The 16,907-nt window shown below is 46.9% G+C and carries 14 protein-coding genes; 7 read left to right on the top strand and 7 right to left on the bottom strand.

Translation table 11 applies throughout. The features are described 5' to 3' along the window. The first annotated feature begins 104 nt into the window (after nucleotides 1-104). From N836_RS73695 to N836_RS61920, 5 genes are all read left to right on the top strand, one after another. Nucleotides 105-1,757, top strand: a complete 1,653-nt coding sequence (locus tag N836_RS73695) for a sensor histidine kinase (protein ID WP_161635013.1) — start codon at nucleotides 105-107, stop codon at nucleotides 1,755-1,757. 2 nt (nucleotides 1,758-1,759) lie between these two features. Continuing rightward, nucleotides 1,760-2,179, top strand: a complete 420-nt coding sequence (locus N836_RS61935) for a response regulator (protein WP_023074875.1) — start codon at nucleotides 1,760-1,762, stop codon at nucleotides 2,177-2,179. An 8-nt stretch (nucleotides 2,180-2,187) separates the two neighbouring features. Continuing rightward, nucleotides 2,188-4,302, top strand: a complete 2,115-nt coding sequence (locus N836_RS61930; RefSeq protein ID WP_023074874.1) for a putative bifunctional diguanylate cyclase/phosphodiesterase — start codon at nucleotides 2,188-2,190, stop codon at nucleotides 4,300-4,302. Nucleotides 4,303-4,463: 161 nt separating this feature from the next. Beyond that, on the top strand, nucleotides 4,464-6,245 hold the full coding sequence (locus N836_RS73690) for a pentapeptide repeat-containing protein (RefSeq protein ID WP_023074873.1): 1,782 nt from the start codon (nucleotides 4,464-4,466) through the stop codon (nucleotides 6,243-6,245). A 148-nt stretch (nucleotides 6,246-6,393) separates the two neighbouring features. Beyond that, nucleotides 6,394-7,791, top strand: a complete 1,398-nt coding sequence (locus N836_RS61920; RefSeq protein WP_023074872.1) for an aromatic ring-hydroxylating dioxygenase subunit alpha — start codon at nucleotides 6,394-6,396, stop codon at nucleotides 7,789-7,791. A 52-nt stretch (nucleotides 7,792-7,843) separates the two neighbouring features. Here N836_RS61920 and N836_RS73685 read toward each other — a convergent pair whose 3' ends face one another. Both N836_RS73685 and N836_RS0138930 read right to left on the bottom strand, forming a co-directional pair. Further along, nucleotides 7,844-8,698, bottom strand: a complete 855-nt coding sequence (locus tag N836_RS73685) for a hypothetical protein (protein WP_023074871.1) — start codon at nucleotides 8,696-8,698, stop codon at nucleotides 7,844-7,846. Between the two features lie 141 nt (nucleotides 8,699-8,839). Beyond that, the gene (locus tag N836_RS0138930) at nucleotides 8,840-9,232 is read right to left on the bottom strand and encodes a hypothetical protein (RefSeq protein ID WP_023074870.1); all 393 of its coding nucleotides are present in this window, start codon (nucleotides 9,230-9,232) and stop codon (nucleotides 8,840-8,842) included. Between the two features lie 191 nt (nucleotides 9,233-9,423). Here N836_RS0138930 and N836_RS61915 point away from each other — a divergent pair, with 191 nt between their 5' ends. Then, complete coding sequence (locus N836_RS61915) at nucleotides 9,424-11,232, top strand: S8 family serine peptidase (RefSeq protein WP_023074869.1); 1,809 nt, start codon at nucleotides 9,424-9,426, stop codon at nucleotides 11,230-11,232. A 32-nt stretch (nucleotides 11,233-11,264) separates the two neighbouring features. Here the strand turns inward: N836_RS61915 and bioA are convergent, their stop codons facing one another. Together bioA and N836_RS61905 are read right to left on the bottom strand one after the other, a co-directional pair. Next, a complete protein-coding gene (bioA, locus tag N836_RS61910) occupies nucleotides 11,265-12,557 on the bottom strand; it encodes an adenosylmethionine--8-amino-7-oxononanoate transaminase (protein ID WP_023074868.1) in 1,293 nt (430 codons plus the stop codon). Nucleotides 12,558-12,744: 187 nt separating this feature from the next. After that, on the bottom strand, nucleotides 12,745-13,221 hold the full coding sequence (locus tag N836_RS61905; protein WP_235071141.1) for a DUF4399 domain-containing protein: 477 nt from the start codon (nucleotides 13,219-13,221) through the stop codon (nucleotides 12,745-12,747). A gap of 249 nt (nucleotides 13,222-13,470) precedes the next feature. On the opposite strand from N836_RS61905, the gene N836_RS61900 reads away from it, so the two are divergent. Continuing rightward, nucleotides 13,471-13,935: a YadA-like family protein gene (locus N836_RS61900; protein WP_023074866.1), complete on the top strand. Its 465-nt coding sequence runs from the start codon at nucleotides 13,471-13,473 to the stop codon at nucleotides 13,933-13,935. 132 nt (nucleotides 13,936-14,067) lie between these two features. Here N836_RS61900 and N836_RS61895 read toward each other — a convergent pair whose 3' ends face one another. From N836_RS61895 to N836_RS61880, 3 genes are all read right to left on the bottom strand, one after another. Beyond that, entirely contained in the window at nucleotides 14,068-14,586 is a 519-nt protein-coding gene (locus N836_RS61895) for a DUF3291 domain-containing protein (RefSeq protein ID WP_023074865.1), read from the bottom strand. Nucleotides 14,587-14,634: 48 nt separating this feature from the next. Then, nucleotides 14,635-15,474 carry an AraC family transcriptional regulator gene (locus N836_RS61890; RefSeq protein WP_023074864.1) on the bottom strand — a complete coding sequence of 280 codons (840 nt, stop codon included), beginning with the start codon at nucleotides 15,472-15,474 and terminating at the stop codon, nucleotides 14,635-14,637. Between the two features lie 413 nt (nucleotides 15,475-15,887). Further along, nucleotides 15,888-16,274: a RidA family protein gene (locus N836_RS61880; protein WP_023074862.1), complete on the bottom strand. Its 387-nt coding sequence runs from the start codon at nucleotides 16,272-16,274 to the stop codon at nucleotides 15,888-15,890. Between the last annotated feature and the right edge of the window lie 633 nt (nucleotides 16,275-16,907).

Raw genomic sequence — 16,907 nt, 5'->3', positions numbered from 1 at the left:
AGGGGGCCTGGATGGCATGCAATCATCTTCAAGCTTGGCTGCTTAAGGATCTACCGCTTGCAAAAACCTTTCAGACCCAGCCTCCTTTCTGGATAGGAGCCGCTATGACAGCTGTCATGGCTGTTTTGATTGAAGCTTCCCGTCAAGCAGGTAGCATTTTGCCCATCCCGTTTATGTTGCTGCTGCTGGCGGCGGTGCTCTCGGCCAGCATCGGTGGCATTCGGGCGGGATTATCCAGCTCAGTTATCTGGGCAAGTTATGTCATTTATGCCGCGACTGTCCCATTTGGACCACCGACCTTGACCGGAGGGCCTGGTCAAGTGAGTTTAGGTATTTTAGTGATGCTCTTGGTAGTGCTACGTCAGGGCATCACCAGCGATCGCAACCGACAGTTGAACCAAAAATTAAAAGCCCTAAATGAAACCCTAGAGAGTCAGGTGAGAGACCGCACCGCTAAACTCTCTGCAGTCAACGCACAGCTGCAACAAGAGATTCAGGAACGGTATCAGATTGAGGCAGCGCTACGCAAAACAGAAAAACAATTTCGAAACGAAGACGGCGCGCCTCTCTTATCCCAGGGCACAGTCCAGGATATAACAGAGCATCAGCGCATCGCAGTCGAACGCTCAAAGGTCAACCAAGTTCAATGTGAACTCACCTTCCTAGAGCAGATTCTAGAGAATATTTTAGCCGGGTATTGGAACTGGGATATTCCTAATCATCAGGAATATCTCAGCCCAGGCTTTAAACGCATGTTTGGCTATGAAGATCATGAGCTGCCCAATTCTCCCGACACCTGGCAAAAGCTCATCTTTTCAGAAGATTTACCCAAAGTCTTAGAGTGCTTTGAACAGCATGTTCATAGCCATGGTAAAGTCCCCTACTATAACGAAGTACGCTATCGTCACAAGGATGGCTCAACAGTCTGGATAATCTGCTCAGGCCAGGTAATCGCATGGGATCAAGCAGGTAATCCACTGCGAATGATTGGCTGCCATGTCGACATTAGCGATCTCAAACATGCCGAGGACCAGGTTAAACGCTATATGGCTAAATTGGAGATCTCTAACCAAGAGTTAGAAGCTTTTTCCTACTCGGTTTCCCATGACTTACGGGCTCCTTTGCGGGCGATTCATGGCTACAGCCAAGTCCTACTCGAAGACTACGGCAATGCTCTTGATCAAGTAGGCAGAAACTACTTTGAGCGGATTTGCATCAATGTCAACCAGATGAGGGACTTAATTGATAACTTGCTTAATCTCTCGCGTGTCTCGCGAGCTGAGATGTGTTGCACCACAGTCAACCTCAGTGCCATTGCTCAAGAGGTAATGGCTGAGCTATGCATGTCAGAGCCAGAGCGCAGCGTCGACTGTAGTATTGCTCCCGCAGTGATGATCTATGCTGACCCTGACCTCATCAAGATTGTGCTGGCCAATCTTTTACAGAATGCCTGGAAATTTACCAGTCATCATCCTATTGCGCACATCGAATTTGGCATCATTTCCCCTAACGAGCAAACGATATATTTTATTCGAGATGATGGAGCCGGTTTTAATTCTGCTTACAGCAAAATGTTATTTGGGGTTTTCCAGCGTTTACACGCGCATCATGAATTTCCCGGTACTGGTATTGGCTTAGCAACGGTTCAACGGATAATTCATCGTCATGGCGGTAAAATTTGGGCCGAAGGAGCCGTAGAGCAAGGGGCTACTTTTTACTTTACAATTCCACGTAGACCTTCTGAATTAAGTGCATAACTATGGTTTCCCTTCGTCCTATCTTTTTAGTCGAAGATAATCCCGATGACGAGAAACTAACCATCCGTGCTTTACAGCGTAGTAATATCACTAACGAAGTTCAGGTGGCCCGAGATGGGGAAGAAGCCCTGAAAATGATACTTTCGGCTACCCCACTCCCCTGTGTTGTGTTGTTAGACTTAAAACTACCTAAAATTGACGGAATAGACGTATTACAGCAGATTCGAGCTAATGAACGAACCCGATTTTTACCAGTTGTCATCTTGACATCATCCAGCGAAGAGGGTGACATCGTGGAAAGCTACAGTGGCGGTGCCAATGGTTATGTCCAGAAACCAGTCGATTTTAAGCAGTTTACTGCAGTTGTGACTCAACTGGGTCTCTTTTGGGCCCTAATTAATGAGCCTGTAGCTGAAAAATAGTTATAACCATGGATACTCTCCTTAATGTCCTGATTATCGAAGATTCAGAAGATGATGCTCTACTTATAGTTTTAGAGTTACGTCGTGGCAATTTTAAGCCTGTATGGGAACAAGTGGAGACAGCGGATGAACTACGCACTATGCTTGCAACCCGCAGTTGGGACGTGATTATTGCAGACTATCATATTCCTGGTTTTAATGCACCTGCGGCTCTCGAAGTTGTCAAACAAAGCCAGCTAGATATTCCCTTCATTATTGTTTCTGGTAAAATCGGTGAGCAGCTGGCGGTAGAGATGCTGAAAGCAGGTGCCAACGATTATCTTATGAAAGATAACTTAATCCGATTACCTGAGGCCGTGCGGCGTGAATTACGAGAAGCTTGCAGTCGGGTAGAGCAAAAACAAACTGCCGTCGCCCTAGAAGCTAGTGAAGCTTGCTTACGGCTAGTAACTGAGAATATGAGCGATCTGGTATGTTTACATGATCCTATTGGGCGGTATCTCTACGTAACCCCCTCTAGTCATGCCTTACTGGGGTATAGATCTGAGGAACTTAAGAGACTTAACCCTAATGAGTTCATTCATCCCAACGACAGAGAACAAAATATTCTAGATTTTTCTACGTCAGTATTGTCTAGTGCGTCTATCCCAGTTACTTATCGTATGCGGACCAAAGCTGGAGAGTATATTTGGCTAGAAACTCTCAAAAAACCTATTTTCAATAAAAATGGAGCACTTATCCATTGGCAGACAACATCGCGTAACGTTAGTGAGCGCGTCAGAGCACAAAACCAACTAAAGCATGATGCTCTACACGACAAACTTACCGGGTTGCCAAACCGCAGCCTGCTTATGGAACGACTACAGCTAGCACTCAAACGAGCTAAGCGTTCTCCCGACTATCAGTTTGCTGTACTTTTTTTAGATCTTGATAACTTTAAAGTCATTAACGACAGCCTTGGCCATTTCTTTGGAGATGAACTTCTTTTAGTTATCGCTAAAAAACTCACTCAGATTGTTCGCGAGATGGATTTGGTTGTGCGATTAGGGGGAGATGAATTTGTCATTCTGTTAGAAGAGATTTATGGTATTAGAGAGGCTGTACGTATAGCTGAGCGGCTTTTTAAAAGTCTATGTATCCCAATTAAGTTAGCTAGCCGAGAAGTCTTTACCAGTGCCAGCATTGGTATTGTATTGAGTGCTGTTAGCTATCAACATGCTGAAGAACTCTTACGTGATGCCGATCTTGCTATGTATCGGGCTAAGAACAATGGTCGAGGACAATATGCGATCTTTGATACTGCCATGCGCCATCAGGTCGTCCAACAAATGCACCTGGAAAACGAACTGCGACAAGCCCTAAAAAATGAAGATTTCATTCTTTATTATCAACCCATCATCAACCTTGAAACACGGGTTATTCAGGGTTTTGAAGCGTTAATTCGATGGCAACATCCCCAACGCGGCTTGATATCGCCTTCGGAATTTATTCAACTTGCCGAAGAAATAGGGGTGATTGTTCATATTGGTGAATCCATGCTGCATCTGGCATCTCAACAACTCGAAGTGTGGCAAACTCAATTTCCAACAAATCCTTTAAGTGTGAGCGTTAATCTCTCAGTAAGTCAGCTGCACGAATTTCTATTAGAACAGCTAGACGAAATAATCAATATCTATAGCTTCCAGCCAAGTAGTCTGGCACTAGAAATTACAGAGAGTATGTTGGTGCAACATGTTGAGGAAACACGTGATCTGCTCGAACGGATCAAGAGCAGAGGCATTCAAATTAGCATTGATGATTTTGGTACAGGGTATTCTTCTCTCAGCTATTTACATAAATTTCCCATTGATACGCTCAAGATTGATCGTGAGTTTGTGAGTTTGGCAACAACGGATACTCGCAACCACATTATTGCAGAGTCTTTGACGACCTTAAGTCATCTACTAGGATTAGATACGATCGCAGAGGGAATTGAAACAACTGAACAACTAGCTTGGTTGAGAGAGATTGGGTGTCAATCAGGTCAAGGCTTTTTGTTTTCGCATCCTATTTCTGCGGCTCAGGCAACAAAGCTGTTAGCAAATAATTTACCCAATTTTGTAGTGCAGCCAGAATATAAATGATGGCTGTTATGGTGTCTTGACCTAAGTGCAGAGCAAGTTTTCTGCTAAACGGAGAGTATGGGGAGCTTGTCTTGGTGATAGCTATACTTGCAATAACTCCTAAGTGATGGTAGGCCAGCAGCTTATGGGTGGCGACTGAATGGTTGAGTTGAGGAGACGTCGTGGCTAATTTGCAGCATTTGGAGCAGCTACAACAGGGCGTGCAGCGGTGGAATCAGTGGAGATTGAATAACCCCAAAATTAGGCCCGATTTGAGTGGAGCCACCTTGCTAGTAGCCCAGCTAAGTGGGGCCAATCTAAGTCGTGCCAGGCTACGTAGAGTGAGGCTAGAGCGGGCTGAACTGAGTGGAGCTAATCTATACAAAGCTGACCTGAGTGGAGCCGATCTAACCGACGCTAATTTAAATGGAGCTAAGTTACGTAAGGCTAGATTGCGAGGCATAAAGCTGGGAAGAACGGAATTGCAAGGAGCCAACCTAAGTAAAGCTAGCTTGCCTGAGTCGGATTTAAGTGGAGCCAACCTGAGTGGGGCAAATTTAAGTGGGGCAAATCTGTGTAGAGCTAATCTCAGTGGAGCCAACTTAACTGGCGTTGATCTGAGTAACGCCTGGTTGGTAGATACGCAGGTGCTGGGTGCCGTATTTTCAAAAGCCTTGTTTACAGGAGCTTGTATACAGGGCTGGAGTCCTAATCGGGCAACGATATTGGAAGGAGTGATTTGTGACTATGTCTTTCTAAAAGATTTTCAGAAAGAACGTAATCCCAAAGGACGCACCTTTAAGTCTGGTGAATTTGCCAGGGCATTTCAGCAAGCTACAGGCATCGTCGATCTGATCTTTAAGGGGCGCATTGACTGGCAGGCGTTTTGGCAATCCTTTCAAAACCTGTGTCAGCAGTATGCTGCTGCCAATCTCTCTATTCAAGCCATCGAGAAAAAACAGGGCAGTGTATTTGTTATTCGGCTGGAAATGTCTCCAGATACGGATGCTGCCATGCTTGAGCGTCGGGCGAAAGAACTCTACATGGCTGAGGTACATGCATTGGATGCACAGTATAAGCAGTGGTTGCGATCGCATGGATACCCCTTAGATGTGGCACGCCTCAGCATCAACATGGAGCGTCGCGATAAAGCAACGCTCATGGGCATATTGACCACCATGGCCTACAGTCAGCAGGGACCAAAGTACCAAAACTCCTTGAACAGCCTTGCCAAACCTGCCAGGAAGCAGTCTAACGACCATATCCATCAGACACGCCCCCTAAAAAAATTAGAGCCGATTCAAGTCAAAATTATCGAGATGTTGCTGTCTGGCATCTCCCCTGGGGCCATCACACATTTAATGAGACTTGAATCGGGCCAGGTCAGCTTCTATCAGCGACAGCCAGCATTTAGACAAACATACTGGCGAATTTTTCTCAACAAAATGTTGGACCTGGCCAGGCTGTTGATGACCACCTTAAAAAAACTAGTCAATGATATCCAACTAAGATTGAAATATTGTCTCTGGCTGATGGGGTGGTGGTTAGCGCGTTTTTCCGCTGTTATGGACTACCAAGGCCCTCCCAATATCCCCGTGCTTCAAAGTGAGATTATCCATTTGCTGTTATTGGGAATGACGCCCGGAGACGTTGGCAATGCTCTGATGATTGAGCCTCAGCAAATTGATATATATAGACAACGACCAGCCTTTCGGGTTGCATTTTGGTATGCCTACTGTCAGAAATTACTGATCCTAATCGACCAGGCTACGGATGCCGTCAGAGAAATAGTCACCAATCGCCAAATCTCCCCCTGCTATTGTCTACTGGCAGCTGGCTGTTTGCTAGAGAAATTGCCTACCAACTTTGCCCGCACTCTCGCAAGAATGGAAGTAGAGCAAATGGCCTGTGTCCTGATGGCTATCGGTGCTGGCCAAATTTCTTATTTGTCATCGACGTTTTAGGACATGTCTGGCAAGGAAGCGCCCCATGGTTCAGACGCCCTCAGTCCACCACCACGGGCCATGCGCCAGTCAGGCAGGATATTCCCCATGCAATTCTTAAAGTTTTGTAACACAATGGGAGATGACGAGTAACGTTTACCTGTCCCCCATGACGGCTACCTATTCTGCAACCACCCCATCCCAGACCACACCGCTAGCAGCTGGTGGACCCGATCCAGAACGGTTTGACTGGTTTGAAGCCTGGTATCCCGTTCATTACGTGGCTGATTTAGATAAGGCTAAACCAACTCGCTTTACCCTACTGGATCAAGATTTAGTGATTTGGTGGGAACCTCAGGCACAGACCTGGCGCGTTTTTGCCGATCAGTGCCCCCATCGGTTAGCGCCGTTGTCAGAGGGACGGATTAATGAGTCCGGACAATTGGAGTGTCCTTACCATGGCTGGTCCTTTTCCGGTAGTGGAGCCTGTGAGCAGATTCCGCAGCAGTCCCCAGACGGAGAGGCTCATTTGTCAAATCGGGCTTGTGTCGCCTCCATGGCCACAGAAGTTCGACAGGGATTACTGTTTGTCTATCCGGGTAAGCCAGAAAATGCGGCTCGGGTAGAGGTGCCGATCATTAAGCCAGTGGAAGAGGAGCCAGATGCTTGGGTGATGCTCAACACGTTTCGGGATTTGCCCTATGATGCACTGACGCTGCTGGAAAATGTTCTGGATGCCAGCCATATTCCTTACACTCACCATAAAACTGTTGGCAAACGAGAAAATGCGGCCCCGATGCAGATGGACATTGTGTCTCTAGATAAACAGGGGTTTCAAGGGCTTTGGCCAGAGGGTCCACGGCGGGGCGCATTGGGATCGCAGCATACCTCTTTTGTTGCGCCTGCTTTGATGTACCACGACCTGACCTCCAAGCAATTTGGTCGAACTTTGACAGTTGTTTATGCAACACCGACTCATAAAGGTGAATGTCGTTTATTTGCCCGTTTCCCGTTTAAATTCTCTTCTAAGTTACCGAGCTTGTTTATTAAGCTAACACCACGGTGGTATAGCCACGTGAACAACAATCGTGTCTTAGAGGATGATCAAATCTTTTTGCATCTGCAAGAGCGACTGTTGGAGAGAGCATCTCATCGCGCTTATGCGCAAACCTGTTATTTGCCAACCCAGGCGGATCGCTATGTGGTGGCGTTTCGTAAGTGGATCAGTGATTTTGATGCCGATCCGTTTGCTGGGCAGACGTTGCCGCCTGAGAAATCTATCGATGTTTTAATGGATCGCTATCACTCTCATACCAAGCACTGTGGTAGCTGTCGTCCGGCATTGGCGCGAATTAAAAAGATTCGACTGGGTGCTGCGATCGCAAGTGCAGTCATTTGGTCGTTGATACCCTTAGTAATTGCAATTACCAACACCATCACCTGGCCAGCAGGCGCTATTTTAGGCGGTATGCCCTTAATCTGTATAGCGCTGTGGCTCTGGTTAGGCAACTTAGAACAGAAGTTTTATCAGGGTGATGCCACCCCACCCCGTAATCTACCTGGCTAGGATGCTGTGATTCAGCCTGTCCCCAAGCCACACCCGCTTATCCAGGCAAAAACTACTGAATACTGATTGTCAGTTCGTAGGTTGCATTGCCACGGGTGCCACCGATCACGACCCGATAGTCGCCTGTGTGTGGCAAAATGAGGGTTTCATTGAGAGCGCTAAAGGCCAGAATATATCCGCTAGGCGAAATCACATCCAAAACGGCATTGTCTTCTAGGGATTGAACGCTGACGCTCATTTGTTGACCACCGTTAGCTTTCAATAGATAAACATCTCGATCGCCGCGCAGGACGCTATTGCTGATAACGGCCTGGTTGGTGTCCGGTTCAAACTCAACTCGTCGGGTTCTGAGATTGGCAGCGCTATTGATCAAGTCTTGAGCTTCCAGGCCACTGTAGTCCTGAAATGCTGGATCAACTAACTGACAGTCGGTCAAATTAAAGATATTGTCCTTTGTCTGTAATGTGTCGTCCGTCAGTGTCCAGGTTTCATTGGTATTCTGCACCTCTTCTTCAATCCAGGTGGTGATATCGACGGCGGTTTCAGACTGGGTTAGGGTGCCTGAAAAAGCATGGGCAGCACTAGTGAGAAAACTGGCTTCTTCATTTTGTGTCGAGGACCGGGCATCGCCTTTAATCTGGTTATTGTCATCCAGGGTAAACCGTAGATAGGTGGCCAGGATGCCGTTGTTGAGTAAGTAGCAATAACGGCCAGGAATTGGCTCAAAGGTCTTTTCTGGGTCGGTTTCCTGGGATGGAGTTGGGGCGTTGGCGAGTTCAGAGGTGGGCTGAGGAGATGAGGGTGCGATCGCATCTGCGCTTTCAGGAATATCCGCACCACAACCCACAATAGCGCTGAGCACAATCGGCACCCCAAGGTAGCCAAAAGCCGAATTAAAACGCGCCATAGTAGTCCCTTAGAACAGCTTCTTTGTAAAGCATAAAATTAACCCGTGGCTGATTTAGAGGATGAACCGATCCGTTAGAGGTGCCATATATCAGCATCTTTCAGGTAAAACCATAGTTCGGGTCAGCAACGCCAAAGTAAATTATTCAGAGGTTGCCAATCGAATCTGGGTCATATCTAGATCCGTTCGATACTGCCAAGTTTTCTCGCCGTCAGTCACACTGATAGACCATCCCGGTACAATCATTTGGGCACAAAATTCATCTAGACCACTTAACCCAAGACAGGCATCCGGCCAGTCTGCCTCTGCGCTCTTGACGATGCTCAGATCCGCAGGGGAAATATTTTGTTCCGTGGCGACTGCTTGCAAGAATGCTTGTTGTAACTCTGAAGATAGAGACGCTTCAGACATATCTACAGTTTCCTCCAAACCGGAATTATCAGGACCTGGTACCGATGTAGATAGCTCATCAGCTGAAATACAGCTCGTAGTCAGCAGCAGGATCACCGCTATCATGAACACAATTTGTTGCATTGGCAACCTCCATGTTGGCTGATCTAGCCGATATCGCCTACCTTAAAGTATGTAAATTCCTACTAACTCAAATTCGTACATACTCGTTTTAAGTTAGAGGTCAGCGAATCTTCGGTTCTCTACTTAGTAGTTTAATTTCATCGTCCACCCAAAAATACTGGTTCCTTAGCGTCATATATCAGTAGCGTCCTATGAAACGGTTTTATTTAACCTTTGTTTGTTTAGGCATCGTCTTAGCATTGTCACTGGGGTCATTCTTTCCCACCACAGTCTCGTCCACTGATGCATTTGCACAACAACCCTCTAATCGCAATATACAAAACGTTGCTGTTGGAGAATTTGATTCTATCGTTTTAGATTTCCTCGAAACACCAGAGGTTCTCTCGAATTTGTCGAGTACCTTAACCTCCCTCGGTCAACAATTGGGTCTCAAACCCATACTCAATAGTGAGTTTTCCCAGGCCGATAATGTATACGTCGTTCCTGGCAATCAGGCACTGCTAGATAAACTTAAAAACTCTAAATGGCTCTCTCAAACTGAATATATTGAACCCAATTATATTTATTCTCAGGCTGGGGTACCCGTTAACGACCCAGACTATGATAAGCAGTGGAACCTGCGTCAAATCAAAGCTCCAAATGCTTGGCAGCGAGGAGTAACAGGTCAGGGTGTCACAGTGGCTGTGATTGATACTGGTATTAGTCAAGGTCCCGATTTAGCAAAAACAAAATTTGTTCCGGGTTATGACTTTGTCAACGACCGTGAGAGCGCTCTTGATGACAATGGTCACGGTACCCACGTTGCTGGCACCATTGCCCAGTCCACCAATAACCGCTATGGCGTAGCCGGTATTGCCTATGGCGCAAAACTGATGCCCCTCAAAGTTCTCAGTCGAGGGGGCTCAGGGACCATTGCCGACATCGCAGAAGCGATTCGGTTTGCCGCCGATCACGGTGCCAATGTGATCAATATGAGTTTAGGGGGCGGTGGCGATTCGAAGCTCATGCGTGAAGCCATTGACTATGCCCATAAGCAGGGGGTTGTTATCGTGGCGGCGGCTGGCAACGAAGGAAGAAGCAGTGCGTCATATCCAGCCCTATATCCGAATGTAATCGCTGTATCAGCGGTAGGGCCAGATCAGCAAAAAACCTCCTATTCCAACTACGGAACTGGTGTCGATATTGCGGCTCCAGGGGGTGCTACCCGCAACAAGGAACAGGATGGCATTTTGCAGGAAACGATTAATCCGCGTGCCCAGGGTGAATTTCAGTTCAAATATTTTCAGGGAACCAGTATGGCCTCTCCCCATGTGGCTGGGGTGGCAGCATTGATTAAATCCCGTCGTCCTACGCTATCACCGGATCAGGTATGGAATGTCCTGAAATCATCCGCGCAGCCAGTTAAAAACGATAGCCAAAATTACTATGGAGCGGGATACTTAAACGCTGCTGCCGCTATTGGTGGTGGTGGCATCCCGATTACCTTTAATCCACTGACGATTCGTTGGATTGACATCGGTCTTAAGCTCCTAGCTGCTGCTTTACTAACCTGGCTATTGACCCCCCGTGACAGTGAATTTAATCCTTGGAGTTTTACGTTTCTCCTCGGGATTATCTTAGGGAGTGTGGGCCTCTTTTTGCTACCCGCCATCCGCATTACAACCCTGCCACACTGGCCCTTACGACTATTGGGCAGTGCGATTCCAGAAATGGGTGGTGCCATTATGAACCAAACAACCTTAAATCCCATTTTTGCCAGCATTCTGATTCCCATTGGTCTGATGTCGGTGCTGATTAGTCAGCGTCACCTCAAATGGCTGGTGCTTGGAATTTCTGTTGGCATGACTGCATTTATGGTGATAGCCGCCTCGGGTTCACCCACCATCTGGCTAATCGGCTCTGGACGGCTGGCGCGATTATTTCTGTTGGCTAACGCCCTAATCTGCTTCTTTTCCACCTATTTGTTTATGAGAGTGGCGGTGGATGATGCTCAAAGATAGCTGTTGAGTCGGTGCTGAGGTGACATAGTCCCTCAGCCGCCGTCACGCGTCAGCGCTACCATTGCAGTGGTAATACGGTGCAGTTCTTCAGGCTGAATAATATAGGGCGGCATGGTGTACAGCAGTTTGCCAAAGGGTCGCAGCCAGACTCCCTGGTCGACAATCTGGGACTGAATGATTGCCATGTCCACAGGCTCATGGAGTTCAACCACACCGATGGCTCCTAGGACGCGTACATCCTTGACTAAGGGAGACTCACGGCAAGTAGCTAGCCCTGTTTTCAGCTGTGTTTCAATGGTCTGGATTTGGGTTTGCCAGTCGTAGCTTTCTAAAATGGCAATACTTTCTAAGGCAACAGCACAGGCGAGGGGATTGGCCATAAAGGTGGGACCGTGCATAAAGACACCAGCTTCACCCTGGGCAAACACCTGGCTAATTTTGGGTGTGGTTAATGTAGCCGCCAAAGACATAAACCCACCGGATATGGCCTTACCGATACAGAGAATGTCGGGGGAGATGTCGGCATGCTCACAGGCAAACAATTTACCCGTGCGGCCAAAGCCAGTGGCAATCTCATCTAGAATTAGCAGTACGCCATACTGTTCACACAGTTCCTTAGCTCGGCGCACATAGTCAGGGCTATAAAAGCGCATGCCCCCTGCCCCTTGCACCACAGGCTCAAAAATGGCGGCTGCGATCTGGTCATGGTTGTCAGCCAGAAGTTTTTCAAAGCTAGCAATATCCCTATCGTCCCACACCCCCCAGAACGGGATTTGGGGCACGTCGGCAAAATACTGCTGCCTCAGCACCTGATTAAACAAGTGATGCATGCCATTGACCGGGTCACACACTGACATGGCATCAAAGGTGTCGCCATGGTAGCCGCCCCGCACGGTCAGAAATCGATGTTTTTGAGGCTGCCCCAGGTTATACCAATACTGAATCGCCATTTTCATGGCCACTTCCACTGAGACCGAACCAGAATCACAAAAGAAGACCTGCTGCAGGGGGTCTGGAGTCAGTTCGACTAAACGCTGGGCTAGCTGTACCGCAGGCTGATGGGTGAGGCCCCCAAACATCACGTGGGACATGCGATCAATTTGATCCCGTGCCGCCTGGTTAAGGCGGGGGTGATTATAGCCATGAATACAGGTCCACCAGGAGGACATGCCATCCACCAGGGTGCGGCCATCTTCTAGCTCAAGATAAACCCCTTGCGCTGACTTGACTGGGAAAATGGGTAATGGGTTAGGCATGGCAGCGTAGGGGTGCCACACATGCTGGCGATCGATGGTGAGGAGCTGATCGGTGGGTAACGGAATCATGGTTTTTTGGGGTGGGTTGATTATGGCGTTAGCGGTTAACCCACCCCGCCTTTCAGGCACCCCTCCCAGGAGGGGAGGTACTGGATCCCCTTGTAGAGAACTAGCTTCGGGGATTTAATATGCAACACTTAAATATCTTTACGATACTTTTCCCCTCCTGGGAGGGGTTCCGGAGTGGGTTGCCGTGTTATTCAACAGTGACGGTGATTTTCTCTGAGATCACTGGATTTTCATGGGGAATATGGCTGTAGTTGCCTAATACGAGCTGCAGCGTATGGGCTCCTGGGGTCAGACTGAGCTCGGTTTCGGTTTGGCCTGCGCCGTAGTGGAGTACTTGCTCAGAGCCCTGCAGGGGTTCGGTCAGAGACGGTAGCTCGTCAACATCGATCAGTAAATGGTGGTGACCGGTGTTGGGACGGTCTATGCCGGCAGGAGCAATGCCCATGCCCGATAGGCCAAACTGGACGATAAAGGGAGAGCTGACTGTCTCACTGTCACTGGGCGAAATAATGTAGGCTGTTGCGGCTTCAGGCGCTGGGGAGAGGTCTAATGCATAGGCCGAAGGGACGAGTAGGCCTAGCAAGCAGGTGAGGCAGAGGGTTGCGATCGCAAGGCTGCGCTTAATACAAAACACCATAAATAACACACACTCGAAAACGGACATTACCTATGGTAAGCCGTTGCGTAACCACCACGGTCATATCTGTAACTGTCACAGTAAAAACAAAGGAGTTTTCAATGGTTTTAGGTCTAAATTAATAGTCCACCCACAAAAAGTGTCCTCTGCTTTTCCGCGTTGCTGGAGACCGGGAGATACAACAGAACCATGCAAGCGAGGTTCAGTCATTTCGGGGCACAAACACCCATGAAACACTAGCCCCGTCTGCCACAAAACGTTTCGAGGAATTCAATCATGTTCAATCGTATTCTTTGCACGCTGGGGCTAACGGCTGCTGTTCTTGCTGCAGCTCCCCTAACCGCCTCTGCTCAAACTGCTCCCGACTACAACTATGTTGGTATTGGTGGTAGCGACGAGGGTTTTGTTGTTAACGGTAAAGTTTCTCTTTCTGAGAATCTTTCTGTTCGTCCTGCTGTTGCCACTGACTTTGATTTTGATGATGGTGATGATGTAGTTTATGTACTGCCCATCACCTATGATTTTAATGCTGTTGATCCTGCGGGTCGTCTCAATCCCTTCGTGGGCGCTGGTATTAATGGTGAGCTGGGTGATGACAGCTCGATTGAAGCGGCTGTAACTGGTGGTGCTGACTATCGTGTTAATGATCAGTGGCTGGTTAATGGTTCTGTTGTTTGGTCTCCCTTCCAGGATGGTGACGATGATGTAGACTTCATGGCTGGTGTCGGCTACAGCTTCTAAGACTAAACACGTTTAACGCTAAACGCTCGTTTTCATAATAATCTCCTAGTTGGCCCCGCTTGCGCGGGGCTTTTTTGTTGTGTTAATGTTCTCGCGCACCGGACACAGATGACTTTTGCACTCAACAGTAACTCAGATTCGTTCTGGCGCAGAGGAGTTGTTATGCCGCTCAACTAAAGGTGGTGGCCAAGGCTTGGCAAAGGTAAAACATTCAGGTGAATCCCCACATAACGTAAGATGTTCTAGTTTTGCTTTACCCTCCTCTACAGTGGGCAAATAACCAGTAGGGATCCACCACATAGCAAAATGCTCGCCTTGGTACTTCTCAAACCAGTTACGACGACGGATAAAAAACTCACCATGCAAACTCTTGTAAACATAGGACTTTAATTGCTCTACACTCTGCCAAATTGACAGATTAACCAGCATTCTCGGATCAGGATATACTCGAATATTGGTTGCATTTCCAGATGCAGTTTGTAATCGCCAAACAAAACCCGGACTATGATCTGCAACTGAATTTACCTCATTAAGTGCAGCGGCAAACTCAGCCATAATTGGATCGTCTATAGGAGCTTTCATCAGAGCAATATTTATTTGGGCAAGACAATAGTCCTGTCGATACGGTAAGTTCATTTCTTCTAAGGTCATAGTTTCTCGCCTCAAAAAAGCATGCTCTAAAGTATCTACGAACCCAAGTTAATTCGTCTTGAACGATCTTGACATGTTGCGATAGCGACCTGGTGTAATTCCTAGAATTCTCTTGAAGTGACGAGTCAGGTGACTTTGATCTGACATGCCAACCATGATTGCGGCATCTGCAATAGATATGCCTTGCCTCAGAAGCCGCTTTGCTTTTTCCACACGAATTTGATTTAGATAAGTATATGGTGGCATTCCTACGGCGTTACGGAATACGCGAATTAAATATGAGCGATTTAAGTTTGTAATTTTTCCTAATTCTTCTAGTGAGATGTTAGAGCTTAAGTTATCGTGAAGATACTCTTTAATTAAACGTACAGATTGATGTTCTTTACCTAGTCGAATAGATTGAAGTTTAATATCAGCATAGTTGAGCAGAATGTCTGATAAAACTTCAATTAACTGGCTCTGTTGTGCTAACCGACTGTTTGATTGTTCAAGCACTACATGTAGAGAAAGGATATCTCTAGCCAATACCTTATTCTGAACAACAGCGTCCTTGAAGTAGGGAAAGCCCCTTATTTGAACATCACTGGCTATTTGCTGAATGAAGTCGATACTGGGATATACCATTCGATAAGTAAGTGGTAACTCCTCCGCAGAATAGCCCGTATGGACTTCCTCTGGATTCATAAAAATAACACTTTTGGAAGGAGCCAAATAGTTAGTCCCTCGGTAATAGTTGCCTCCTATTCCAGCCTCAATAACGCCAATTGAATAGCTTGGATGAGAGTGGCGAGCATAGCTGTAACAGATGGCTTCTGCCCGAAATAGTTCCAAGTTGCCGAACTCTGGCATTAGCCACAGCTTTGTACTCTGGCAAGTCGAATTACTCATATTAAAGAAACTTGTGTGATTACCCTGACTTTAAATACTAGACAACAATAGTAAAACTCACCAAGGATTCGGCTGCATAGTCGATTAAGTGCAGCAGTGTTTGATAGTCTACATATTGTATCGAGTTCTTTTGAGCCGCCGCTGCAACAATTTGTTATGCTCTGTTATTTTCTTTATATTCACCGCTGTTAGAGATTGTTTGAAAAGTGCCCTGGCGACTAGAAGTCGAGGACTTTGTTCGGATAGGTGCAGTTTTAGCTGCCAAACCCTTTGCAAACATGCTCTTAGATAACTATGGAATAAAGGCATGTCTTGCGTCTCGATAATTATCAAAACTAAGCGAGATTTCAACCAGGCTTTCAACACACTACCCTCCATAGGGTAGCGTTTATCATAGTTCGCCAACCAGAGAACTACGAGCGGTAAGCAATGACACGGATCTCCACTAATGCACCTTCAGTGATGAGTTCAGAAACACCAATAGCTGACCAAGCAGGATAAGGATCTTTCACATATTCATCTTTGACCTTCGTAAAGGTATCAAGATGTTTACGTAGAGCAACATGGTAAGTTGTCATTTCTACAACATCATCAAAAGAAAGTGTTGCTTCTGTCAAGTACAGTAGAACCGTTTCAAAAGCCTCTCGAAACTGTGCCTCTGGATCGCTTGAGATACTACGATCAGGACGTGTTCCTGTAGCACCTGAAAAGAACACGAACTTGTCAATTTCGATAGCGGGTGTGAAGTGCCAGTCGTTGTAATAATGAGAAAACTCTTTGGGAATAATCGGCTTTTTCATGTTTTACCTATCAGAACTAAAGGGAAGGTTGGGGGAGCCATAACTCTGCCTGGGAGGTATTTATCCAGAAACTTTCTGGATAAATACCCTACAAGTATATCGACCAGAAAGTTTCTGGGTAATATCTTCAGTTTCGGAGTTATCCAGAAAGCTTTAGAGTATCTTTTCTAGCTCAAATAAACGATTGAGCAATAATTGCTACATAAGAGTTTCATGGTTTTTATATAGCCATAGAGTAAGTGATAGACATTATTGGTCAACTCTCAGGTGTTTATCGGCTAGTGGATATGGAGTATGGTGTCTATTGGATTCGTAATCAACCGCAACATGGCAATCTGCTGAATACATTCAGCAGATTGCGCCGCACATAGCCGTTGCTATCTAGGGCGTTTAGGGATCACCTCTGTTGTGAACTATGTGCGCAAAGCTATATTTCTAGCTTGACGTGAGAAATGTCTTAGCGGTACTTTAGTTCTCACGCCCTGCGGGGCATGACTACAAAGCTCAATATTTGGCACCAGCGGCAGGTGCTGACAACACCGTACCGCTGGCTGACCCCAAGACTGATTACGGCAGTCCGGTCGGGTAAGGAGGAGCCATCGCTGACTCCCCCTCCCCTAAGAACCGTGCGTG

The organism is Leptolyngbya sp. Heron Island J, assembly GCF_000482245.1.
GTDB lineage: Bacteria > Cyanobacteriota > Cyanobacteriia > Phormidesmidales > Phormidesmidaceae > Leptothoe.
This window is presented reverse-complemented; position numbering and strand designations above follow the sequence as displayed.